Source organism: Rhodovarius sp., assembly GCF_040399605.1.
GTDB classification, from domain to species: domain Bacteria; phylum Pseudomonadota; class Alphaproteobacteria; order Acetobacterales; family Acetobacteraceae; genus Rhodovarius; species Rhodovarius crocodyli_A.
Genome location: NZ_JBBARU010000002.1, coordinates 113,792 through 133,025 on the forward strand (window position 1 = coordinate 113,792; position 19,234 = coordinate 133,025).

A 19,234-nucleotide genomic window follows, 5' to 3' on the forward strand; every position below is an offset into this window, starting at 1 on the left:
AAAGGAATTTCCCCGAATTGTTCTTGCCCAGATCAAAGCAGCAACCGGGGGTGATGCGCAACGTGCCTCAGGGGCGCTCGAGCCGCAGCCCTGCCGCATCCGCCACCGCGCGGAATTTCGCGATCTCTGCCGCGATGAAGGCCTGGGTGGCGGCCGGGCCTGTGGGTGGGGGCACCTCCACCCCCAGCGCGGCCAGCCGGGCGGCCAGGGCCGGTTCGGCCAGCGCCGCATGCACCGCCTGGGCCAGCGCCGCCACCCTGGCCGGCGGCGTGCCGGCTGGTGCCAGCATGGCGTTCCAGGTCGAGAGGTCATAGGGCCCCAGGCCCTGTGATTCCAGCGTGGGCAATTGCGGGTAGGCGGGGGCAGGCCGCGCCGTGCCCAGCGCCAGCAGCCGGATGCGGCCATCAGCCGCCAGCCCCGCCACCCCGGCCAGCGTGTCCATGGCGAAGGGCACCTCGCCGCGCGCCAGGGCCTCGAGCGCCGGCGCACCCCCGCGATAGGGAATATGCTCCGCCCGCAGCCCCGCCCGCTGCAGAAACAGCTCCGAGGAGAGATGGGTAATACTGCCAGCCCCGGCCGAGCCATAGGCGCCGCGGCCATCGGCCAATTGCGCGCGCAAACCCGCCACATCCCGCGCACCGCCCGGCGGCACAGCCAGCGCCAGCGGCGTCACCCCCGTCAGGGCCACCGCCGCAAAATCCGCCACCGCATCATAAGAGAGGTCACGGAACACCGCGGGGTTGGCGCCATGCGAACTGGCCGAGGCGAAGAGCAGGGTATGGCCATCGGCCGGCGCCCGCTTCACCGCCTCACTGCCCAGAGCGCCGCCCGCGCCGGTGCGGTTTTCCACCACCACCCGGGTGGCGAGAAGGCCGGTCAGCCGTTCAGCCAGCAGCCGGGCGGCAATATCAGTCGAGCCACCAGCCGCGAAGGGCACAACCAGGGTGATCGCACGCTCGGGGAAGGCAAGAGCGGCGGAGGGGAAAAGGGCAAGGAGGGCGCGACGTTTCATCTCTCCCGCCTGACCTGCCCATGTTGCGCGCGGATGACGGCGCCGTGGCTATGGCGTGAACTCAGCGCTTAGGCGGCTCGCCCATCAGCCCCGAGGCCAGCGAGGCCCGATACAGCTTCAACAGAAAATCCGGCTGTTTCGCAGCCTCGCGCAGGGTGGCGATATCCTCAGCGGCGGGAGGGGTGAGCAGCGGCATCACCGTCGGCAGCGGCCCCAAAGGCTGCGGGAAGCCCAGCAGCGCATCGATCACCCCATCGGAGAGCGGCGCCAGCACACCGCAGGTCATCTCAAAACCATCAAAGGGCATGAGGCGGCCGCCAAACCCCGTGCCCTCCTGCCCCGGCCGGGCCAGCCCGGCATCCCATAAATGCACCGCCATGCCGCGCAGCATGTCATCCACCCAGACGCCACCCTCAGGATGCGGGCCAGCCACGCGAAACAGCGTGATGCGGGTGCGCTGCAAGGCCTCAAGCACCCCCGCCGCCTCGCTGCCCGGCGGGGGCTGGTTCATCCGCACCTCGCGCTCCAGCGCCGGGCGATGCTCGCCCACCGGGGCGAAAATCCCCAGATCCAGCAGCAGGGCCAATTGCGCATCGGCGCTCACCGCGGGGTTTTTGCCATCCCACAGCCCCAGCGCCCGGCCCTGGCTGGCGGCCGAGGCGGCGGGAATGCGCTTCGAGGCCCCGGTCAGAATGGCGCTGCGCGCCGCAGCATAGGCCTGATAGATCGGGTTGGTGGCGATATCGCTCACAACTGGTTCGGCACCGTGACGTTGAGCCGATGCGCGGTGGCGGCGATATTGGCCCAGGTTTCCGCCGGCAGCGGCACACCATTCTTCAGCCTATCGGCACGCCGCGCGGCCTCAGGCTCGCCTGGCACCAGCACCGGCATATCGGCCGAGGCCGGCGCGCAGCCCTTCACCCAGGCCACATATTCGCGCGCGGTGGCGTGGAAAGTCGCCAAATCGCCAAAATGCTGCGGCGAGAAGAACATCGAGAACATGCCATTGGTGATCCGCCCACGCGCACCCACCGGCCCCGAGGTGCCGCCGCCGGTCAGCGCCCCGGCCAGCAATTCGCACATCATCGCCAGCCCCGAGCCCTTATGCTCGCCAAAGGCACGAATGGCGCCAGCCCCCAGCGAGGGATTGCGCGGGCCCACCGATTCATAAGGCCCATACAGCGTATGCGGGTCAGAAGAGAGCCTGCCATCGGGCTCGATCAGCGCGCCCTCGGGCAGCGCCTTGCCGCCATTGCTGGCGACCAGCACCTTGCCCTCGGCCACGAAACTTGTGGCGAAATCCAGCAGCACCGGCCCCTCGGGCAGCGGCACGCCCACGCAGAAGGGCGCGGTGGAAAACCGCCGCTCGGTGCCGCCAAACGGCGCCACCAGCACGCTGCCCGCCACATTGACGAAATGCACCGAGATCAACCCGGCCGCGATCGCCATCTCGGCATAATCGCCCACCCGGCCGATATGGCCGGCATTGCGCAACCCCATGATGCAGGAGCCATTGGCGAGCGCACGCTCAATCGCCAAATCGGTCGCTTGCTTGGCCACCGTCTGGCCAAAGCCATAATGGCCATCGAGCAGCACAAAGGCGCCGCCATCGGAAATGATCGAGGCCTGCTGGCCAGCGAGCACAAAACCCTCCTCCTGCCATTCGACATAGCGCGGCACGCGCACCACGCCATGGCTGTCATGCCCGGCGAGATTGGCGCCAAGCAGATGGGTGGCGATGCGCCTGGCCTCGGTTTGCGAACATCCGGTGGCGAGGAAGATGCGGTTCACCACATCTTCGAGCAGGGCGGCGGGAATCAGGAGATCGGTGCTGGCCATGACAACTTTCTGGTTGATTTTCCCGGCTCTGTGAAGCCGTTGCCGCAGGCTGCGGCTTTCGGTAGGCTGGCTGGGTGGTTGTGACGATCGAAGCCGGCATCGCGGCGATCAACCGAGGCGACGCCGCCGCTGCGGAGGCCATCTTCCGTGGCATCCTTGCCGCCGAGCCGGCGCATGCCAAGGCGCTTCATGGCCTTGGCAAGGCGCTGCACGACCAGCGGCAGCTGGAGCAGGCGCTGGTCGCCTTGGAGGCCGCGGGCAGGGCCCACCCCACGCCGCATCTGGGCGCGCATCACGCCGGCCTGGTGCGGCTTTTGCTGGGTGACCACGCCGGCGGCTGGCCGGGCTGGGAGGCGCGCCGGCTGCTGCCCAGCCTGGGCTTCGCCCAATTGCCCGTGCCGTTCTGGCAGGGCGAACCGATCTCCGGGCGCCGGCTGTTGATATTGGGCGAGCAGGGCATCGGCGACGTGGTCCAATTCGTCCGTTTCCTGCCGGCCGCGGCGGCACGCTCCGGCGCGGCCGTCACCTTTGGCTGCGCCCCGCCGCTGCACCTGCTGCTGGAGCCATTTTGCCGCGCGCATGGCATCGCTTCGGTCACTGGCCAGATCAACCCTTTGGGCTTCGACCAGTTCGCCTGGATTGGCAGCCTCGCGCATCTGTTGGGCGAGCCGCCCGCCTCCTTGGGCGCGGTGGTGCCCTATCTGCGCCCCGAACCTGCCCGCGCGGCGATCTGGCGCCGCCGCCGGCCGCGCGGTGACCGCTGCGTCGGCCTGTGCTGGGAGGGGAGGGCGACCCATCCGCAGGATGCCCAGCCTTCGCTGCCGCCGGCGGCCCTGCTGCCGCTGGCCGGGCAGGGCGCCGTGACGGTGGGGCTGCAACGCCCGCCCCTGCGCGGCATCCCGCCAGAGGCGCTGCTGGACATGAATTGGGGGCCGGACATGGCAGACTTGGCCGAGACCGCGGCGATGCTCTCTGCGCTCGATGCTGTGGTGACGGTGGATACCTCCATCGCCCATATGGCCGGCGCGCTGGGCGTGCCTTGCTGGGTGCTGCTGCCCTGGGTCCCGGATTGGCGCTGGGGCCTGCATGGCGAGGCTACACCCTGGTATCCAGGCATGACCCTTCTGCGACAGACCCAGGCCGGTGACTGGGCCGGCCCGGTGGCACGCGCCGCTGCAGCGCTCCGGGCCTGACGCCCTGCGCCGCAAGACGTTAGAGAACCCGCCCCGTCGCCGCATCCAGCAGGTGCATATTGTTCATATCAGCGGTGAGCAGAATCGGCTCACCGGGTGCCGCATGCACGGTGGGCTCGATGCGGGCGCAACAATCCCGCGCCTCGCCCAGGTGGAAATGCACCAGCGTCTCCATCCCCATCGGCTCGATCACCTCGGGGGTGATGAAGATATCGGCGCGGTTGGGCAGGCCCAGCCGCTGGTCGGTCAGATGCTCCGGCCGGATGCCGAACAACAAGTCACGCCCAACGGCCGAGGCATAGCGCGCCCGCCGCGCCTCGGGGATGGGCAGCCAGGCGTCACCATGCAGATGCACCCGGTCATTCTCCACCCGGGCGGGCAGGAAATTCATCGCCGGTGAGCCGATAAAGCCGGCAACAAAGCGCGTGGCCGGGTTGTGGTACAATTCCTGCGGCGGCCCCACCTGCTCAATGATGCCATGGTTCATCACCACCACCCGGTCGGCCAGCGTCATCGCCTCCACCTGGTCATGGGTGACGTAGATGGTGGTGGTGCGCACCGTCTGGTGCACCTTCTTGATCTCGGTGCGCATCTGCACCCGCAGCTTGGCATCGAGGTTGGAGAGCGGCTCGTCGAACAAAAACACCTTGGGGTCGCGCACAATGGCGCGGCCCATGGCCACGCGCTGCCGTTGGCCGCCTGAGAGCGCCTTGGGCTTGCGCTCGAGCAGCGGCACGATGTCGAGAATGCGCGCCGCATTATCCACCCGGCGCTTGATCTCGTCCTTGGGGAATTTCCGCAGCATCAGCCCGAAGGCCATGTTGTCGAAGACTGACATATGCGGATAGAGCGCATAATTCTGGAACACCATGGCGATGTCCCGATCACGCGGCGGCACGTCATTGACCACCGAGCCACCGATCATGATGTCGCCGCCGGAGATTTCCTCCAAGCCCGCGATCATCCGCAGCGTGGTAGACTTGCCGCAGCCGGATGGGCCAACGAGCACGACGAATTCATGGTCGGCGATGTCGAGGTCAATCCCCTTCACCGCCTGAACGCCGCCTTCGTATTCCTTGACGATTTTTCGGAGTGTGACCTGAGCCATGTTTATCCCTTGGTCGCGCCAGCCGTCAGGCCAGCGATGTAATAATCCATGAGGAAGGCATAGACGACGACCGGCGGCAGTGCGGCCAGCAAAGCGCCCGCCATGATCTGCCCCCAGGCAAAAGTATCGCCGCGCACCAGGGTGGAGACAACGCCGATGGTCAGCGGCATCTGGTCGGGCGTGGTGATGAAGGCGGTGGGGTAGACGAAGGCCGCCCAGGAGACGGTGAAGGCGAAGATGGTGGCGGCGATGATGCCGGGCAGCGCCACTGGGATGAAGATCTTCAGCAGCATCTGCGACCAGGTCGCGCCGTCGATCAGCGCCGCCTCGTCCAGTTCCTTGGGGATAGAGGCGAAATAGCCGATCATGATCCAGGTGCAGAACGGCACCGTCAGCGTGGGGTACACCAGCACCAGCCCCCAGGTGGAGTTCAGCAGCCCAAGCCCGCCCACGATCTGGTAGAGTGGGATGAACAGCAGAGTGTCCGGCACGAGGTAGGTCAGGAACACGCCGGTGGCCAGGGCCTGGCTGCCCCAGAACCGCATGCGCGCCAGTGCGAAGGCGGCCAGCACCGAGATCACCATGGTGACTATGACGGTCAGCACCGTCACCTTGATGCTGTTCCAGAAGAAGGTGAGGAAGAGCGGGTTGCCCAGGATGGTGCCGTAATGCTCCAGCGTGGGCGAGCGGACCAGCCAGGGGTTGCCCTGCAGGTTGGACATCTCGGCATTGGTCTTCAGGCTGGTGATCAGCATGTAGACCGGCGGCAGGAGGAAAATCACCACTGCCGCGCAGAGCGAAACATAGGCGATGATCAAAGCCCAACGGCGCTCGGCGCGCAGCGAGCCGTGGATATTGGCGGCGAGGTTCATGCCATCTCCCGATTGCGCCGGTTCACGCCGCGCAGGATGAAATAGGCGAAGACCGCCAGCGCCGGCAGCATGAACAGCGAGACGGCAGCGCCGCGCGGGATGTTGCCCGACAGGATGCCGACCTGGAACGCGTAGGTGGCGAAGACATGGGTGAGGTCACGCGGGCCGCCATTGGTCAGCACGCGCACGATGTCGTAATTTGCGAAGGTCACGATCAGGCTGAACAGCACGGTGATGCTGATGATGTTCTGCATCATCGGCAGGGTGATGTGGCGCAGCCGCTGCCAGGAGGTGGCGCCGTCGATGGCCGCCGCCTCGTAGAGCTGCTCGGGGACCGATTTTAGTGCTGCGAGATACATGATCATGAAGAACGGCGCGCCGTACCACACATTGACCATGATAACAGAGATGCGCGCCCACCAGGGCTCACCCAGCCAGGGCACCGCGGGCACGGCGAAGATGGCGAGGATCCAGTTCAGCGAAGAATAGGTCGGGTCATACATCCACCACCAGCCCAGGGTGGAGAGCGCCGGCGGGATGACCCAGGGAATGAGTAGCATGCCCCGCCATTTGCGCTGCCCCTTAGTGGGGATGTGATGCAGCATGTGGGCGAGCCAGAAGCCGATCAGCGCCTTGGCCAGCACGGCGCTGATGGCGAAGAGGCAACTTTGCCACACCACCAGCCAGAAGGTCTCGTTGTCGACCAGGATTTCGAATTGCAGCAGGCCGGCGAATCCATCCATGCGGCGATTGAGCGTGGAGAGATAGACGGCGTAGGCGGCCGGATAAGCGACCAGACCCACAATCACGCAGATCAGCGGCAGCGTCATAAGGAAGGCGATCGTCGAGCGGCGACGGGCGAGGCGGCGAAGGCCGCCTCCCGCGCCACTCTCCGGGCCACGCGGCGCGCTCACCGCTGCCGTCATGCTGTCGGGCATGCGGGGCTCAGCCGCCCCGGCGGATGGTGTTCAACTCGCGCTCAAGCCAGCCCAGCGCCTGGTCCACCGTCTCATTGGCCTGGGCGATGCGGGCGATGAGCTTGGTGTTCAGCGCCTGGTTGTAAGCCTGCACCGCCATGGCCGGCGGCGCCGGGGCGAAGGCGACGGACGTCCGCGCATTGTGGTGCGCCTTGATCGGATAGTTGAACACGGTGCCGACCGGCGGGCCCTCATTGGACCAGACCGGGAAGTCGTTCATCGACAGGAAGGGCGGGATATCATAACCCGCGCTGGTGTTGGTCTGCACCTCGGCCGAGGCGCGGTCGGAGAGGAATTCCAGCAATTCCTTGGCCGGCCCCTGCACGCGGGAGAAGTTCCAGATGCCCCAGAAATAAGGCAGGTAGCCGACAAAGCGGCCCTCCGGCCCGCTGGGCACCGGCACCGTCCAGCATTGCGCGCCCACCGCCGGCTGGTCGCGCCGGGCCGAGACCCAGGCGGAAGGCGGGTTGAACACGAGCGCCGAGCGGCCGGAGATCAGCGCGCGGTTGTTCGAGGCGTCATCCCAGGCCCAGACGTCATTGGGCAATTGCCGGGCGATGCGCACGCACATCTCCACCGCGGCGCGCAGCTTGGCATTGCCGCGCACGGTGATGCCGCCGCGCTCATCCATCACATTGGCGCCATAGGAGGCGAAGAGCGCGCCCACCCAGTCCACCGCGTCGGTGAAGCTGCCCATCGGCAGGCCGAAGGCGAAGCCGGCGCGGTTGCACTTCTCGGCGGCGACCGCGAAGGTCTCCCAATTCCAGGTATCGGCGCCGGGGCCGGCGCGGTTCTCGGCCGGCCACATGGCGCGGATGTCGATGCCGGCGTGCTGTTGCATCAGGTCAATGCGCACGCAGGCCGGCTTCATCTGGGTGCCGGAGACGGCGGGAATGGCCACCCAGCGGCCATCCTGCTTGCCAAGATATTCGGCCGCCGGCGTCACCGCGCCGTACTTCGCCGTCAGTCTGCCCATCACGTCATCGACGTTGACCAGCATCCGTGCATGCGACGCCGGCTCCCAGGCCGGGAAGGAGAGGATGTCGTGGCCCGAGCGGCTTTGCGCCTGGGCGGCGATGGTGAGCAGGTTCTGGTTGCCCACGCTGGTGATGAAATCGACGCCCACGGTGGCGCGGTTGCGCTCGCCCCATTGCGCGCAGAGGCGGCGCAGCGCGTCGTTGCCGGCCGGAACCCAATGGTCCCAGAAGCCGCAGCGAATATTGGTGGTGGGCTGGCCGAAGACGGCCGGCGCGGTCAGCGCGGTGGCGGCGCCGCCCAGCAATGCCGCGCGCCGGGGCAGGCTGACATCGTTGCACGATGTCGCGTTGACATTCTCAGGCATCTTAAACCCTCTCCGTCGGTTTCCGCGCGGTCTTGCGCCGCTGGTGTCAGCTTAAACGCCGTGTGGTGGATTGCGCAACAGCGCATTTATGCCAGAGTTCGGGAATGCAGATCACGTCGACAGATGCCATTATCATCGGCGCGGGCATGGCGGGTGCGACCGTCGCCGCCAACCTCGCCAATACCCACCGCGTGGTGCTGCTCGAGGCGGAGGAGAGTGCGGGCTTCCACGCCACCGGCCGCAGCGCCGCCATCTGGATTCGCAATTACGGCGCCGCCGATGTGCGCATCCTCACCGCCGCCTCCAAGGAATTCTTCCAGCACCCGCCCGAGGGTTTTTCCGAAACCCCGCTGGCGCATGACCGCCCGGTGCTGCACCTCGCCCCGCCCGAGCAAATGCCCGCCCTCGAAGCCCTGCTGGCTGGCGGGGCGATGATCGAACGCATCGGCGCTACCCGGGCCAAGCAAATGGTGCCCGCCCTGCGGGAAAACTTCGCCGTCGATGCAGCGCTGGAGACCGATTGCTTCGATATTGAGGTCGCCGCCCTGCATAATGGCTACCTGCGGATGCTCCGCCGCCTCGGCGGCCAATTGGCGCTGCGCCACCGCGCCGGCAAAATCTGGTACGAAGGTGGTGCCTGGCATTGCGAAACCAGCGCCGGCGACGCCTTCGCCGCCCCCATCTTGGTCAATGCCGCCGGCGCCTGGGGCGATGTGGTGGCAGAATTGGCTGGCGAGCCCAAAATCGGCCTGCAACCCAAGCGCCGCACCGGCGTCATCATCGACCCAGCCCCCTTTGCCGTGCGCGACTGGCCCCTCGTCGGCGATGTCGGCCATAGCTGGTACGCTCGGCCCGAGGCCCGCACCAAACTCATGCTCAGCCCCGCCGATGAGACCGACAGCCCGCCCCTCGACGCCCAGCCCGATGAATTTGACGTGGCCGTGGCGGTGGACCGCATGCAGCAGGCGCTGGAGATCGAGGTGCGCCGCGTCGAGCATTCCTGGGCCGGCCTGCGCAGCTTCGCGCCTGACCGTTCACTGGTCATCGGCCCCGGCCAATTGCCCGGCTTCTTCTGGATGTGCGGCCAGGGCGGCTATGGCATTCAAACCGCGCCGGGTGCTGGCATCTTCCTCGCCGCACAAATCCGTGGCCAGGCCGTGCCCGCTGCCATGGCAGCCGCCATCCCCATGGTCAGCCCCCTCAGGTTTGCAGCATGACCCCCAGCTTCGCCGATGTCCTGGCCGCGGCCAGCCGCATCGCACCGCATATCCGCCGCACCCCGGTGCTGCGCCACCCGGCGCTGGACGCCGCCGTGGGCGCCGCCGTCTTCATCAAGCCTGAGCCCCTGCAGCGCACCGGCAGCTTCAAGCTGCGCGGCGCCACCAATGCGCTGATGCGCATCGACCCCGCCTTGCGCGCCCGCGGCGTGGTCACCCATTCCTCCGGCAATCACGGCCAGGCCACTGCCTGCGCCGCGGCAGCCCTGGGCATGCCGGCCCTCATCGCCATGCCGGCCGATGCCCCCGCGGTAAAAGTCGCCGCGACCCGCCGCTGGGGCGCCGAAATCACCTTTTTCGACCGCCACAACACCGACCGCCATGCCCTCGCCGTCAGCCTGGCCGAGCAGCGCGGCGCCACCCATGTGCCCCCCTTCGACCATGCCGATGTCATTGCCGGCCAGGGCACCCTGGCGCTGGAATTGCTCGAGGATGCCGGCCAGCAACTCGATGCGCTGGCCGTTTGCACCGGCGGCGGCGGCCTGCTGGGTGGCTGCGCCCTGGTCATGGCCGAATTGGCGCCCTACGCCCAGGTCTGGGCGGTGGAGCCCGAGGGCTGGGATGATTACGGCCGCTCGCTGCGCGCCGGCCATCGCCTGGAGAATGACGGCCAGGGCGATGGCCTTTGCGATGCGCTGCTCTCCAAGGGCCCAGGCGAAATGACCTTCGCGGTCAATGCGCCGCGCGTGGCCGGCGGCGTCTCCGTCACCCGCGCCGAGGTTTTCGCCGCCATGCGCTTCGCCTTCGAACACCTCAAAATCGTGGTGGAACCGGGCGGTGCGGTCGCCCTCGCCGCCGTGCTGGCAGGCAAGGTGAAGGGCAGCGCCATCGGCGTGGTGATCAGCGGCGGGAATGCCGATCCGGCGGTATTCGCGCAGGCGCTGGCCGCCGCCTAAGCGCCAGCACCACCCCGCCCCAACCCAACGTCGCCGCCACCCCCAGCGCCAACGCCCCCGCCACGCCCAGGGCCTCAGCCCCCATCGCCACCACCATCACGAAGAGCACAAAACCCGGCATGCCGCGCAGCGCGCCCGCCAGCAGCGCCGCCGCCCCCGCCCGCCCCAGACGGGGCACCGCCACCAGGGTCAGCGTCGTCAGCCCCACCGGATACACCGCCCCCGCCCCGGTCCAGACCGGCCCAAGCGTGCTGCTGAAAGACACCAGGCTGGCCACCAGCAGCCCCAGCACGATGGAGCGCAGCGGCAATTCCCACCAACGCGCTGGCCGTGCCATGGCCGCAACCCCGCCCACCGCCCCCCGCGTGCCCAGAATGGCCAGGCCATAACAGAGCACATTCAGCCCCGTGGCCGGCCAAAACCCCGGCGCCCAGGCCAGCACCGCCACCGTCAACCCCATCCAGCCCAGGCTCGCCAATCCCAAGGCCGGCAACATCCCCAGCCTGGGCACCGCATGGATCAGGATAAACAGAAAAACCGCCGTCGCCGCATTGGCGCCCAACCCATTGGTCGCCGCCTGGCCCACGAAAGCCGTGGAATGGCTCATCCCCAACATAGCATAGGCCGGCCCGGCCGAGACTGGCAGCGCCGCCAGCAAACCACCCCAAAGCGGCCCCAGCCGCTGCGCCGCCACCGCCGCGGCCGCCACGATGCCGGCGCTGATCGAAGCCCTGATCAGCAGGGCCAGAATCACGCCGTGGCAACACCCTTGCTGGTGGAATATTCGAAATGCAGCGCCTCACCGGGAAACACCCGTGGGTGAATGGCATGCGCGGCCATCGCCGCCTCGGAAAACCCCTGCAGGATCAGCTTCAGCTTGCCCGGATAGGTCGCGACATCGCCAATGGCATGCACGCCCGGAATATTGCTCTCCAGCGTCGCCGGATTGACCACGATATGATGATGCTCCAGCCCCAGCCCCCATTCCGCAATAGGCCCCAACTCCATCGAAAGGCCAAAAAACGCCAGCAAATGATCCGCCGGCACCCGCTTCTCCTCGCCCTTCAGCGTGGCCAAAATCACCGCCTCCAGCGCGCCATCCGCCCCCTCCAGCCCATGCAGCTGATAGGGAATGGCCATCTCGATCTCACCGCGCGCGGCGGCGGCTTCCAACTGCGCCGCACTCTCCGGTGCTGCGCGGAATTTCGCCCGCCGATGCACCATGGTGACCTGGGCGATATCCTTGAGCGACAGCGCCCAATCCACCGCACTATCGCCGCCGCCGGCGATCACCACGCGCTTGCCGCGAAACGCCTCGCGCTTCGTGACCATATAGCGCACCGCGCCACTCGCCTCGAAACCCTCCAGCCCCTCGAGCGGCGGGCGATTGGGGCCAAAGGCGCCCGCACCAGCGGCGATCAGCACCGCCTTGGCCCGCACCTGATGGCCGGCACTGGTTGTCAGCACAAAGCCATCGCCCTCACGCTGCAACCCATCCACCCGCTGGCCCAATAGCTTGACCGGCGCGAAGGGTGCCGCCTGCGCCTCCAGCCGCTCAATCAGGTCACCCGCCAGAATGGAAGGATAGGCCGGCACGTCATAAATCGGCTTTTCCGGGTAGAGCGCCGAGCATTGCCCCCCGGTCGCCTCCAGCGTGTCGATCAGCACGCAGCGCATTTTCAGCATGCCGCATTCAAAGACCGCGAAAAGGCCGGCAGGGCCGGCACCAATGATGGCAACATCGGTGGAAATGGACTGGCTCATGCCCGCGTGGTGCCCGCTTTGGCCCGCCCGCGCAACCGGGTGGCATTGCCCCAGCCCCTGCGGCAGCGCACAATAATCGCGCATGACCCCGACGGACCCCGAGGCTCAATCCATCCGTCGCCTGATCGCGATGTTCGCGCTCACCGGTTTCGCCACCTCGCTGATCATCAGGGTGACCGACCCGCTGGTGGCGGTGATCGCCGATGATCTGACCACGCCGGTCGGCACCGTGGCCCTGCTGGCCTCCTCCTTCGCGCTGCCTTTCGCGCTCATTCAGCCGCTTTTGGGCCCGGTGGGCGATGCGCTGGGCAAGCGCCGGGTGATCCTGGTCTGCCAGGTCCTGCTGACGCTGCTGGTCGCCGCCGCGGCGATGGCGCCCGATTTCACCACGCTGCTGATCTTTCGCGCCCTGGCCGGGGCGGCGGCCGGCGGCACCATGCCGCTCACCCTCGCGGTCTTCGGCGATGAGGTGCCGCTCGCCCGGCGCCAGGTGGCGATTGGCCGCTTTTTGGTCTTCACCATCATCGGCGGCGTGGCCGGCGGCGCCTTGGCGGCGGTGGTGGAGCCGCTTTTCGGCTGGCGCGGGGTGTTGTGGATTTGTGCCGGCTTCTCGGCCATGGCTTCCTGCGTGCGGCTCTGGTCGCAGCTTCGCGCGCCCCCCGCCCCCACCCAAAGCTTCCAGCCGGTGATGGCCTTGCAACGCTATGTCGGGCTCTTCCGCCTGCCAGCGGCGCGGGTGCTCTACGCGGCGGTGGCTATAGAGGGCGGGCTGGTCTTTGGCGCCTTCCCGCATTTCGCACCGCTGCTCGCCGCGCGCGGCCTGGGCGGCACCACCGAGGCCGGGCTCTCCCTCGCCGCTTTCGGCTGCGGCGGCTTCATCTATGCGGCCATCGTGGCGCAGGTGCTGCGGCTGATGGGGCAGGCCAATATGGTCCGCCTCGGCGGGTTTCTGGCCTTCTTGGCCTTGCTCGGCATGGCCCTGGCCTGGAGTGCGGCCATTTTCATCGGCTGCGCTCTGTTGCTGGGCACCGGATTTTTCATGATCCACAACACCATCCAGGTCCGCGCCTCGGAAATCTCGCCCACCGCCCGGGCCTCGGGCCTGGCGATGCACTCCTTTTCCTTCTTCATCGGCCAAACGGCCGGGCCGGCGCTGATGGGTGTGGCGCTGGCGCTGCTGGGTTCCACCTTGGCTTTCATCTGGGTGGCGGCGGCGCTGCTGGCGCTGGGTTGGTGGTTGAGCGTCACTGGGCCTGGAACAAAAAAAGAACATGGAGGCTGAACAAGTGGAAGCAAATCCACCTGAATCAACAGCATGTCCCGATTCGCAAGAACGAATCGCTGACGCAAAAAGGCAGCCATCATAAACTACAGCTTGTGTCCCCACCGCTTGATGGACCACAAGCTCGTTCTCGCTTCGTGCAGGCATTCCGGCGCGATTCGCAATCCAAAAACCCCAAAGGTGCCCCATGGCCGCCACCGCCCATGACAAAACGCCCTGGTGGGCCTGGCTCTTCCCCGCGCTCGGCCTGGTGCTCGTGCTGGCCGGCCTGCCCGCGCTCTCCCCCGCTGGGCTGCTGCTGGGAGCCATGCTCACCATCTCGGTCTTCGCCGCCGTTCTGCATGCCGAGGTGGTGGCCGCCCGGCTGGGCGAGCCCTATGGCACCCTGATCCTGGCGCTGGCGGTCACGGTGATCGAAACGGCGCTGATCATCTCACTCATGGCCGATGGCGAGCACCCCGAACTCGCCCGCGATTCGGTCTTCGCCTCAATCATGATCGCGCTGAACGGCATTATCGGGCTCTCCCTGGTGCTGGGCGGCGCGCGGCATCTCGAGCAGGGCTTCGCCGCCCGCGGCGCCTCGGCCTTCCTCACCGTGGTCATCACCATCGCCGTGCTCTGCCTGGTGCTGCCCAATTACACCACCACCATGCCGGGGCCGTATTTCTCGTCCCGCCAGCTTATCTTCGTCGCGGTGATGGCCCTGCTCACCTACGGCACCTTCCTCTTCGTCATGACGGTGCGCCACCGCGATGATTTCCTCCATGGCCATGGCATTGACCCCCATGGCCCCAAACCCTCCGCCGCACGCGCTTGGCTGGCCTTTGCGTTGATGCTGCTGGCGCTGATTGCAGTGGTGCTGCTGGCCAAGAAGCTGGCACCGGTGCTTGAGGCTGGGGTGACGTGGCTTGAGGCGCCCAAAAGCCTCTCAGGCGTGGTGATCGCTGCCCTGGTGCTGATGCCCGAAGGGCTTTCCGCGCTGCGGGCTGCCGCGCGCAATGACCTGCAAATGTCGCTCAACCTCTCGCTCGGCTCCGTGCTGGCCTGCATTGGCCTCACCATCCCAGCGGTGGCCTGCTTTTCGCTGCTCACCGGCGCGCGCCTGCAATTGGGCCTCGACCCCTCGGGCATGGTTCTGCTGGTGCTCACCTTCATGGTCAGCACCCTCACCCTGGCCACCGGGCGCTCCACCGTGCTGCAGGGGGCGGTTCACCTGATGATTTTCGGCACCTTCCTGCTGCTGAATTTCTCGCCCTAACAAGCTGGTTTAAAGCGCTACTGGCGGAATAAAACTGCGAAAGGGCTTTGCCCTCTCGCGCTCTCCCACCAGGAAAATCATTTTCCTGGACCTTTTATATTATTTAAAACCAATAAGCTAACGAAGGTGCAGGAAACTAAGTTTCCTGCTGGGGTGCTCGAGGGGCAAAGCCCTTCGATCTAGTATTCTAATCTATTCGTTTTTCAGCAAATCGAAAAATTTGTATTTTGCTATCATCTTTACTTTCTTAAATGATTCCGTTTGAACCAATGATGCTCTCACCGTCCGGATAGCCGGGCCGCTATCCCCCAATCCAGCCCCGCAACCGCGCCTCCAACCCCACCGGGTCACCGCGCAAGGCCAGGCGCTTTTGCCGCGATGTCTCCCCCGCGACAATGGCAATATCGCCCCGCCGCATCGCCAGGGCTTCGGCCAGAAAGCCGATGAGCGCCTCATTGGCCGCCCCTTCCACCGGGGGGGCTGCCACGCGCAATTGCAGCACCATGCGGCCATCCGCACCGGGTCGCAGCCCGTCCAGGCCATTGCGATGTGCGCGCGGGGTCAGCCGCACCCAAAGCTGGATGCCGTTCGGCCCTGCGCTCCAGGCTGGGTTCTCCATGCCGCCATGAAGCCCTGCCCGGCGCTTGGCACAAGGCTTGCCAAGATCCATGCAAATATCCAACGGTGGCCGGCGGTCCGGACAGAGAACCCTCATGCCGCCGGCGCAGCCAGAGCCGCCCTGGCGAGGCTAGGCCAATATTCCTTGCGCCCTAGCTTCCCAAATCGCTACACTCCGCCCGTCAACGCCACAGCCATATCCACCCGCCAACCCAATCCGGGGGGCAATTTGTCCGAATACGACGTTTTTGAAAAATAAGCAGTTTTTCTCAGGCCGCAGCAATCGCCCGGTTCATCGCCGTCACCCCCGCTGCCGCACCCTCAGGGTGGTTCCACACCGCCCCCACCACCGCCAGAAAATCAGCACCCGCCTGCACCAGGGGCGCGCAATTGCCCGCCGTGATACCGCCAATCGCCACTGAGGGGATTTCCATCACCTCCCGCCACCAGGCCAGCAATTCCAGCTCCGCCACATGCTCGGTCGCCTTGGTCGCGGTCGGGAAGAAGGCACCAAAGGCCACGTAATCCGCGCCCATCTCGCCCGCATTCATCGCCAGATGGCGCGAGGCGTGGCAGGTGATGCCCAGGATCTTGCCATCCAGCAGCATCCGCGCACCGGCCTGGTCGCCATCACCCTGGCCCAGATGCGCCCCATCGCAGCCCAGCCGGGCGGCGGTTTGCGCGTCATCATTGAGGATAAAGGCCACATCGCGCGCCTGGGCGATGGGCATCAACTCCTCCACCGCGCGGGCCACCACATCGGCCGGCGCGTCCTTCAGCCGCAATTGCAGGCAGGCGACATCGCCGGCATCAAGCGCCAGCGCCAGGGTCTTGGCAAAGCCAGGCGGCAGGCTGGGGGGGGTGATGAGGTAGAGTCGGCAATCGGGCATGACCAATTTGTGCGTCAGCCCCGCGCCGCTGTCACCCTGGCAGCGCAACATGTCTTGCACCGCGGCCCGCCGCGCCTTATACGCCGCCTTTCCGCGCACCAAGCCGCGCCATCCTGTTTTGCCCGAGATGTCCCGATGAAGCCCGATACCCACCCCGCCTACCACACGATCAACATCGTGATGACCGACGGCACCGCCTTCACCACCCGCTCCTGCATGGGCAAGGAAGGCGACACGCTGCGCCTGGATATCGACCCCAAGAGCCACCCGGCCTGGACCGGCGTGCAGCGCATTCTCGACACCGGCGGCCAGGTCGCCAAGTTCAACAAGAAGTTTGCCGGCATCGGCCTGCGCAAGGGCACCTGATTTTTTATCAGACGGCATGAGGGCCATCCCCTTGAAGAGGGGGGTGGCCCTTTCCTATTTGTGGTCTGCAAGCGGTGCCCATTCGGGGCCGCGGCACGGTATCCCGGGGTTTTCCTCGGCCCGCATTGCCCGTTTGGGGGTGCGACAGGGCCCAAGATGATCCCAGGCGCCGTTCACGCCAACCTTGCTTTCGAGAAGGTCATACCATGAACGCCACTGATTTTTCCCCGCTCTTCCGCACCGCCATCGGCTTTGACCGGCTGGCCCGCCTCGTCGAGGGTTCCCGTGCGGCCGAACCTCAGGCCTATCCGCCCTATAATATCGAGCGTGTGGGTGAGGACCAATATGTCCTGACCATGGCCGTGGCCGGCTTCTCCGAATCGGAGATCGACCTTGAGGTCCGCGCCGATACGCTCACCATCACCGGCAAGCCCGTCCAGGGCGAGGCGCCGCGCAGCTACCTGCACCGCGGTATCGCCGGGCGCGCCTTTGAACGCCGCTTCGTCCTGGCCGATCATCTGGTCGTGAAGGGCGCCGAATTGGCCCATGGCCTGCTGCATGTCTCGCTCCAGCGCGAGGTGCCCGAGGCACTCAAGCCCCGCCGCATCGCCATCAACGCGGCACCGGCCAGCCGGCCACAATTGGTCGAGCAAGCGGCAGCCTGAGCCGCATCGCGGCAGAACATCGCCCCGGCGGGCCACCGCCGGGGCTTTTTGCTGCCCCCCCGCCCAGGGGTTCACCGCGCCCGGCGCGCTCGCTACAAGGCGCCATACTCAGGAGCACCCCGCATGGCCGCCTACCAATATGTTTACGTGATGAAGGACCTCACCAAGTCCTACCCCGGCGGCCGCGAGGTGTTCAAAGGCATCACGCTCTCCTTCCTGCCCACGGTGAAGATCGGCGTGCTCGGCCCCAATGGCGCCGGTAAATCCACCCTGATGCGCATCATGGCCGGCCAGGACAAGGATTTCGGCGGCGAGGCCTGGGCGGCCGAGGGCGTGCGCGTGGGCTATCTCAGCCAGGAGCCACATCTCGACCCCGACAAGACCGTGGGCGAGAATGTGGAAGAGGCTTTCGGCCAGATGAAGGCCGACCTCGCCCGCTTCAACGCCATCAGCGAAGCCTTCATGAACGAGATGAGCGAGGAGGAGATGAACACCCTTCTCGCCGAGCAGGCCGAATTGCAGGAGCGCATCGATGCCGGCAATGGCTGGGAATTGGACCGCACCGTCGAGATCGCCCTCGATGCCCTGCGCTGCCCGCCGGCCGATGCCAATGTGACCAACCTCTCCGGTGGCGAGCGCCGCCGCGTGGCGCTGTGCAAGCTGCTGCTGGAAAAGCCCGAATTGCTGCTGCTCGACGAGCCGACCAACCACCTCGATGCCGAGAGCGTCTCCTGGCTCGAACACACGCTGCGCGACTACCAGGGTGCCGTGCTGATCGTCACCCATGACCGCTACTTCCTCGACAATGTCACGAATTGGATTCTCGAGGTCGATCGCGGCCGCGGCTTCCCCTATGAGGGCAATTACTCGGCCTATCTTGAACAGAAGCGCAAGCGCCTGAAGCAAGAAGAGCGCGAGGAAAGCACCCGCCAACGCCAATTGGCCCAGGAACAGGAATGGATGGGCCGCAGCCCCTCCGCCCGGATGGCCAAGAGCAAGGCGCGTATCTCCGCCTATGAGGATCTGCTGCAAAAGAGCCTGGACAAGGCGCCCGACCCCACGGAAATCCAAATTCCGCCCGCCCCGCGCCTGGGAAATATCGTCATCAATGCCGAGGGGCTGCGCAAGGGCTATGGCAACCGGCTGCTGATCGATGACCTGAACTTCAAGCTGCCGCCCGGCGGCATTGTCGGCGTGATCGGGCCGAATGGCGCGGGCAAATCCACCCTGTTCAAGATGATCACCGGCGTGGACACGCCCGATGCCGGCACGCTGGTGGTGGGTGACAGTGTGCGCCTCGGTTATGTTGACCAGTCGCGCGACAGCCTCGATGACACCAAGACGGTCTGGCAGGAAATTTCCGACGGGATGGACCAGATCCAGGTCGGCAAGCGCCTGGTGCCGTCACGCGCCTATGCCGCTGCCTTCAACTTCAAGGGCGGCGACCAGCAAAAGCGGGTGGGCGTGCTCTCGGGCGGTGAGCGCAACCGGGTGCATTTGGCCAAGATGCTCAAGATTGAGCACAATGTCCTGCTGCTTGATGAACCGACCAATGACCTTGATGTCGATACGCTGCGGGCGCTGGAAGAGGCGCTGATGGATTTCGCCGGCTGCGCGGTGATCATCAGCCATGATCGCTGGTTCCTCGACCGTCTGGCCACGCATATCCTGGCCTTCGAGGGTGATAGCCATGTCGAATGGTTTGAGGGCAATTACCAGGCCTATGAGGCCGATAAGCGCCGCCGCCTCGGCGCCGCCGCCGACCAGCCGCACCGGATCAAGTACCGGCCGTTGACCCGGTGACGGGCACGGGCGTTGACCCGGTGACGGGCACGGGCGTGGAATGCCCGGTGAGGGTCACGGGCGCGGGATGCC

At 66.5% G+C, this 19,234-nt stretch carries 19 protein-coding genes; 8 read left to right on the top strand and 11 right to left on the bottom strand.

Annotated features, from left to right (window positions below; translation table 11 throughout):
• Positions 1-67: 67 nt before the first annotated feature.
• The 3 genes from ABWP84_RS01575 to ABWP84_RS01585 form a co-directional block, all read right to left on the bottom strand.
• The gene (locus tag ABWP84_RS01575; protein WP_353210233.1) at positions 68-1,012 is read right to left on the bottom strand and encodes a tripartite tricarboxylate transporter substrate-binding protein; all 945 of its coding nucleotides are present in this window, start codon (positions 1,010-1,012) and stop codon (positions 68-70) included.
• Between the two features lie 61 nt (positions 1,013-1,073).
• Positions 1,074-1,763, bottom strand: a complete 690-nt coding sequence (locus ABWP84_RS01580) for a hypothetical protein (protein WP_353210234.1) — start codon at positions 1,761-1,763, stop codon at positions 1,074-1,076.
• Positions 1,760-2,851: a malate/lactate/ureidoglycolate dehydrogenase gene (locus tag ABWP84_RS01585; RefSeq protein WP_353210235.1), complete on the bottom strand. Its 1,092-nt coding sequence runs from the start codon at positions 2,849-2,851 to the stop codon at positions 1,760-1,762. Before ABWP84_RS01585 ends, ABWP84_RS01580 begins: the two co-directional genes overlap by 4 nt.
• Before the next feature lie 80 nt (positions 2,852-2,931).
• Between ABWP84_RS01585 and ABWP84_RS01590 the strand changes: the two genes are divergently transcribed.
• Positions 2,932-4,044 (top strand): tetratricopeptide repeat protein, encoded by a 1,113-nt coding sequence (locus ABWP84_RS01590; protein WP_353210236.1) that lies wholly within the window; start codon positions 2,932-2,934, stop codon positions 4,042-4,044.
• A 19-nt stretch (positions 4,045-4,063) separates the two neighbouring features.
• On the opposite strand, the gene ABWP84_RS01595 is transcribed toward ABWP84_RS01590, so the two are convergent.
• From ABWP84_RS01595 to ABWP84_RS01610, 4 genes are read right to left on the bottom strand one after another with little or no spacing between them, the layout of a single operon-like run.
• Positions 4,064-5,152 (bottom strand): sn-glycerol-3-phosphate ABC transporter ATP-binding protein UgpC, encoded by a 1,089-nt coding sequence (locus tag ABWP84_RS01595; protein WP_353210237.1) that lies wholly within the window; start codon positions 5,150-5,152, stop codon positions 4,064-4,066.
• Positions 5,153-5,154: 2 nt separating this feature from the next.
• A complete protein-coding gene (locus ABWP84_RS01600; RefSeq protein ID WP_353210238.1) occupies positions 5,155-6,024 on the bottom strand; it encodes a carbohydrate ABC transporter permease in 870 nt (289 codons plus the stop codon).
• Positions 6,021-6,962 carry a sugar ABC transporter permease gene (locus ABWP84_RS01605; RefSeq protein WP_353210239.1) on the bottom strand — a complete coding sequence of 314 codons (942 nt, stop codon included), beginning with the start codon at positions 6,960-6,962 and terminating at the stop codon, positions 6,021-6,023. The genes ABWP84_RS01600 and ABWP84_RS01605 overlap by 4 nt, the downstream gene beginning before the upstream one ends.
• A 7-nt stretch (positions 6,963-6,969) precedes the next feature.
• Positions 6,970-8,343, bottom strand: coding sequence for an extracellular solute-binding protein (locus tag ABWP84_RS01610; RefSeq protein ID WP_353210240.1), 1,374 nt, complete (start codon positions 8,341-8,343; stop codon positions 6,970-6,972).
• A 104-nt stretch (positions 8,344-8,447) separates the two neighbouring features.
• Here ABWP84_RS01610 and ABWP84_RS01615 point away from each other — a divergent pair, with 104 nt between their 5' ends.
• Together ABWP84_RS01615 and ABWP84_RS01620 are read left to right on the top strand one after the other, a co-directional pair.
• Positions 8,448-9,560, top strand: coding sequence for an FAD-dependent oxidoreductase (locus ABWP84_RS01615; protein WP_353210241.1), 1,113 nt, complete (start codon positions 8,448-8,450; stop codon positions 9,558-9,560).
• Positions 9,557-10,516, top strand: a complete 960-nt coding sequence (locus ABWP84_RS01620) for a threonine/serine dehydratase (RefSeq protein WP_353210242.1) — start codon at positions 9,557-9,559, stop codon at positions 10,514-10,516. Before ABWP84_RS01615 ends, ABWP84_RS01620 begins: the two co-directional genes overlap by 4 nt.
• Here ABWP84_RS01620 and ABWP84_RS01625 read toward each other — a convergent pair.
• Entirely contained in the window at positions 10,461-11,270 is an 810-nt protein-coding gene (locus ABWP84_RS01625; protein WP_353210243.1) for a hypothetical protein, read from the bottom strand. The two genes, ABWP84_RS01620 and ABWP84_RS01625, sit on opposite strands and share 56 nt — an antisense overlap.
• Positions 11,267-12,280: an NAD(P)/FAD-dependent oxidoreductase gene (locus ABWP84_RS01630; protein WP_353210244.1), complete on the bottom strand. Its 1,014-nt coding sequence runs from the start codon at positions 12,278-12,280 to the stop codon at positions 11,267-11,269. The genes ABWP84_RS01625 and ABWP84_RS01630 overlap by 4 nt, the downstream gene beginning before the upstream one ends.
• Before the next feature lie 82 nt (positions 12,281-12,362).
• Here ABWP84_RS01630 and ABWP84_RS01635 point away from each other — a divergent pair, with 82 nt between their 5' ends.
• Together ABWP84_RS01635 and ABWP84_RS01640 are read left to right on the top strand one after the other, a co-directional pair.
• Positions 12,363-13,562 carry an MFS transporter gene (locus tag ABWP84_RS01635; RefSeq protein WP_353210245.1) on the top strand — a complete coding sequence of 400 codons (1,200 nt, stop codon included), beginning with the start codon at positions 12,363-12,365 and terminating at the stop codon, positions 13,560-13,562.
• 187 nt (positions 13,563-13,749) lie between these two features.
• A complete protein-coding gene (locus ABWP84_RS01640) occupies positions 13,750-14,820 on the top strand; it encodes a hypothetical protein (RefSeq protein WP_353210246.1) in 1,071 nt (356 codons plus the stop codon).
• A gap of 301 nt (positions 14,821-15,121) precedes the next feature.
• On the opposite strand, the gene ABWP84_RS01645 is transcribed toward ABWP84_RS01640, so the two are convergent.
• Together ABWP84_RS01645 and thiE are read right to left on the bottom strand one after the other, a co-directional pair.
• A complete protein-coding gene (locus ABWP84_RS01645; RefSeq protein WP_353210247.1) occupies positions 15,122-15,439 on the bottom strand; it encodes a DUF167 family protein in 318 nt (105 codons plus the stop codon).
• Positions 15,440-15,707: 268 nt separating this feature from the next.
• Positions 15,708-16,328, bottom strand: a complete 621-nt coding sequence (gene thiE / locus ABWP84_RS01650) for a thiamine phosphate synthase (protein WP_353210261.1) — start codon at positions 16,326-16,328, stop codon at positions 15,708-15,710.
• A 135-nt stretch (positions 16,329-16,463) separates the two neighbouring features.
• On the opposite strand from thiE, the gene rpmE reads away from it, so the two are divergent.
• The 3 genes from rpmE (at position 16,464) to ettA (ending at position 19,162) form a co-directional block, all read left to right on the top strand.
• Complete coding sequence (gene rpmE / locus ABWP84_RS01655) at positions 16,464-16,694, top strand: 50S ribosomal protein L31 (protein ID WP_353210248.1); 231 nt, start codon at positions 16,464-16,466, stop codon at positions 16,692-16,694.
• Positions 16,695-16,900: 206 nt separating this feature from the next.
• On the top strand, positions 16,901-17,359 hold the full coding sequence (locus ABWP84_RS01660) for an Hsp20 family protein (protein WP_353210249.1): 459 nt from the start codon (positions 16,901-16,903) through the stop codon (positions 17,357-17,359).
• 123 nt (positions 17,360-17,482) lie between these two features.
• On the top strand, positions 17,483-19,162 hold the full coding sequence (gene ettA / locus ABWP84_RS01665) for an energy-dependent translational throttle protein EttA (RefSeq protein WP_353210250.1): 1,680 nt from the start codon (positions 17,483-17,485) through the stop codon (positions 19,160-19,162).
• Positions 19,163-19,234: the final 72 nt, after the last annotated feature.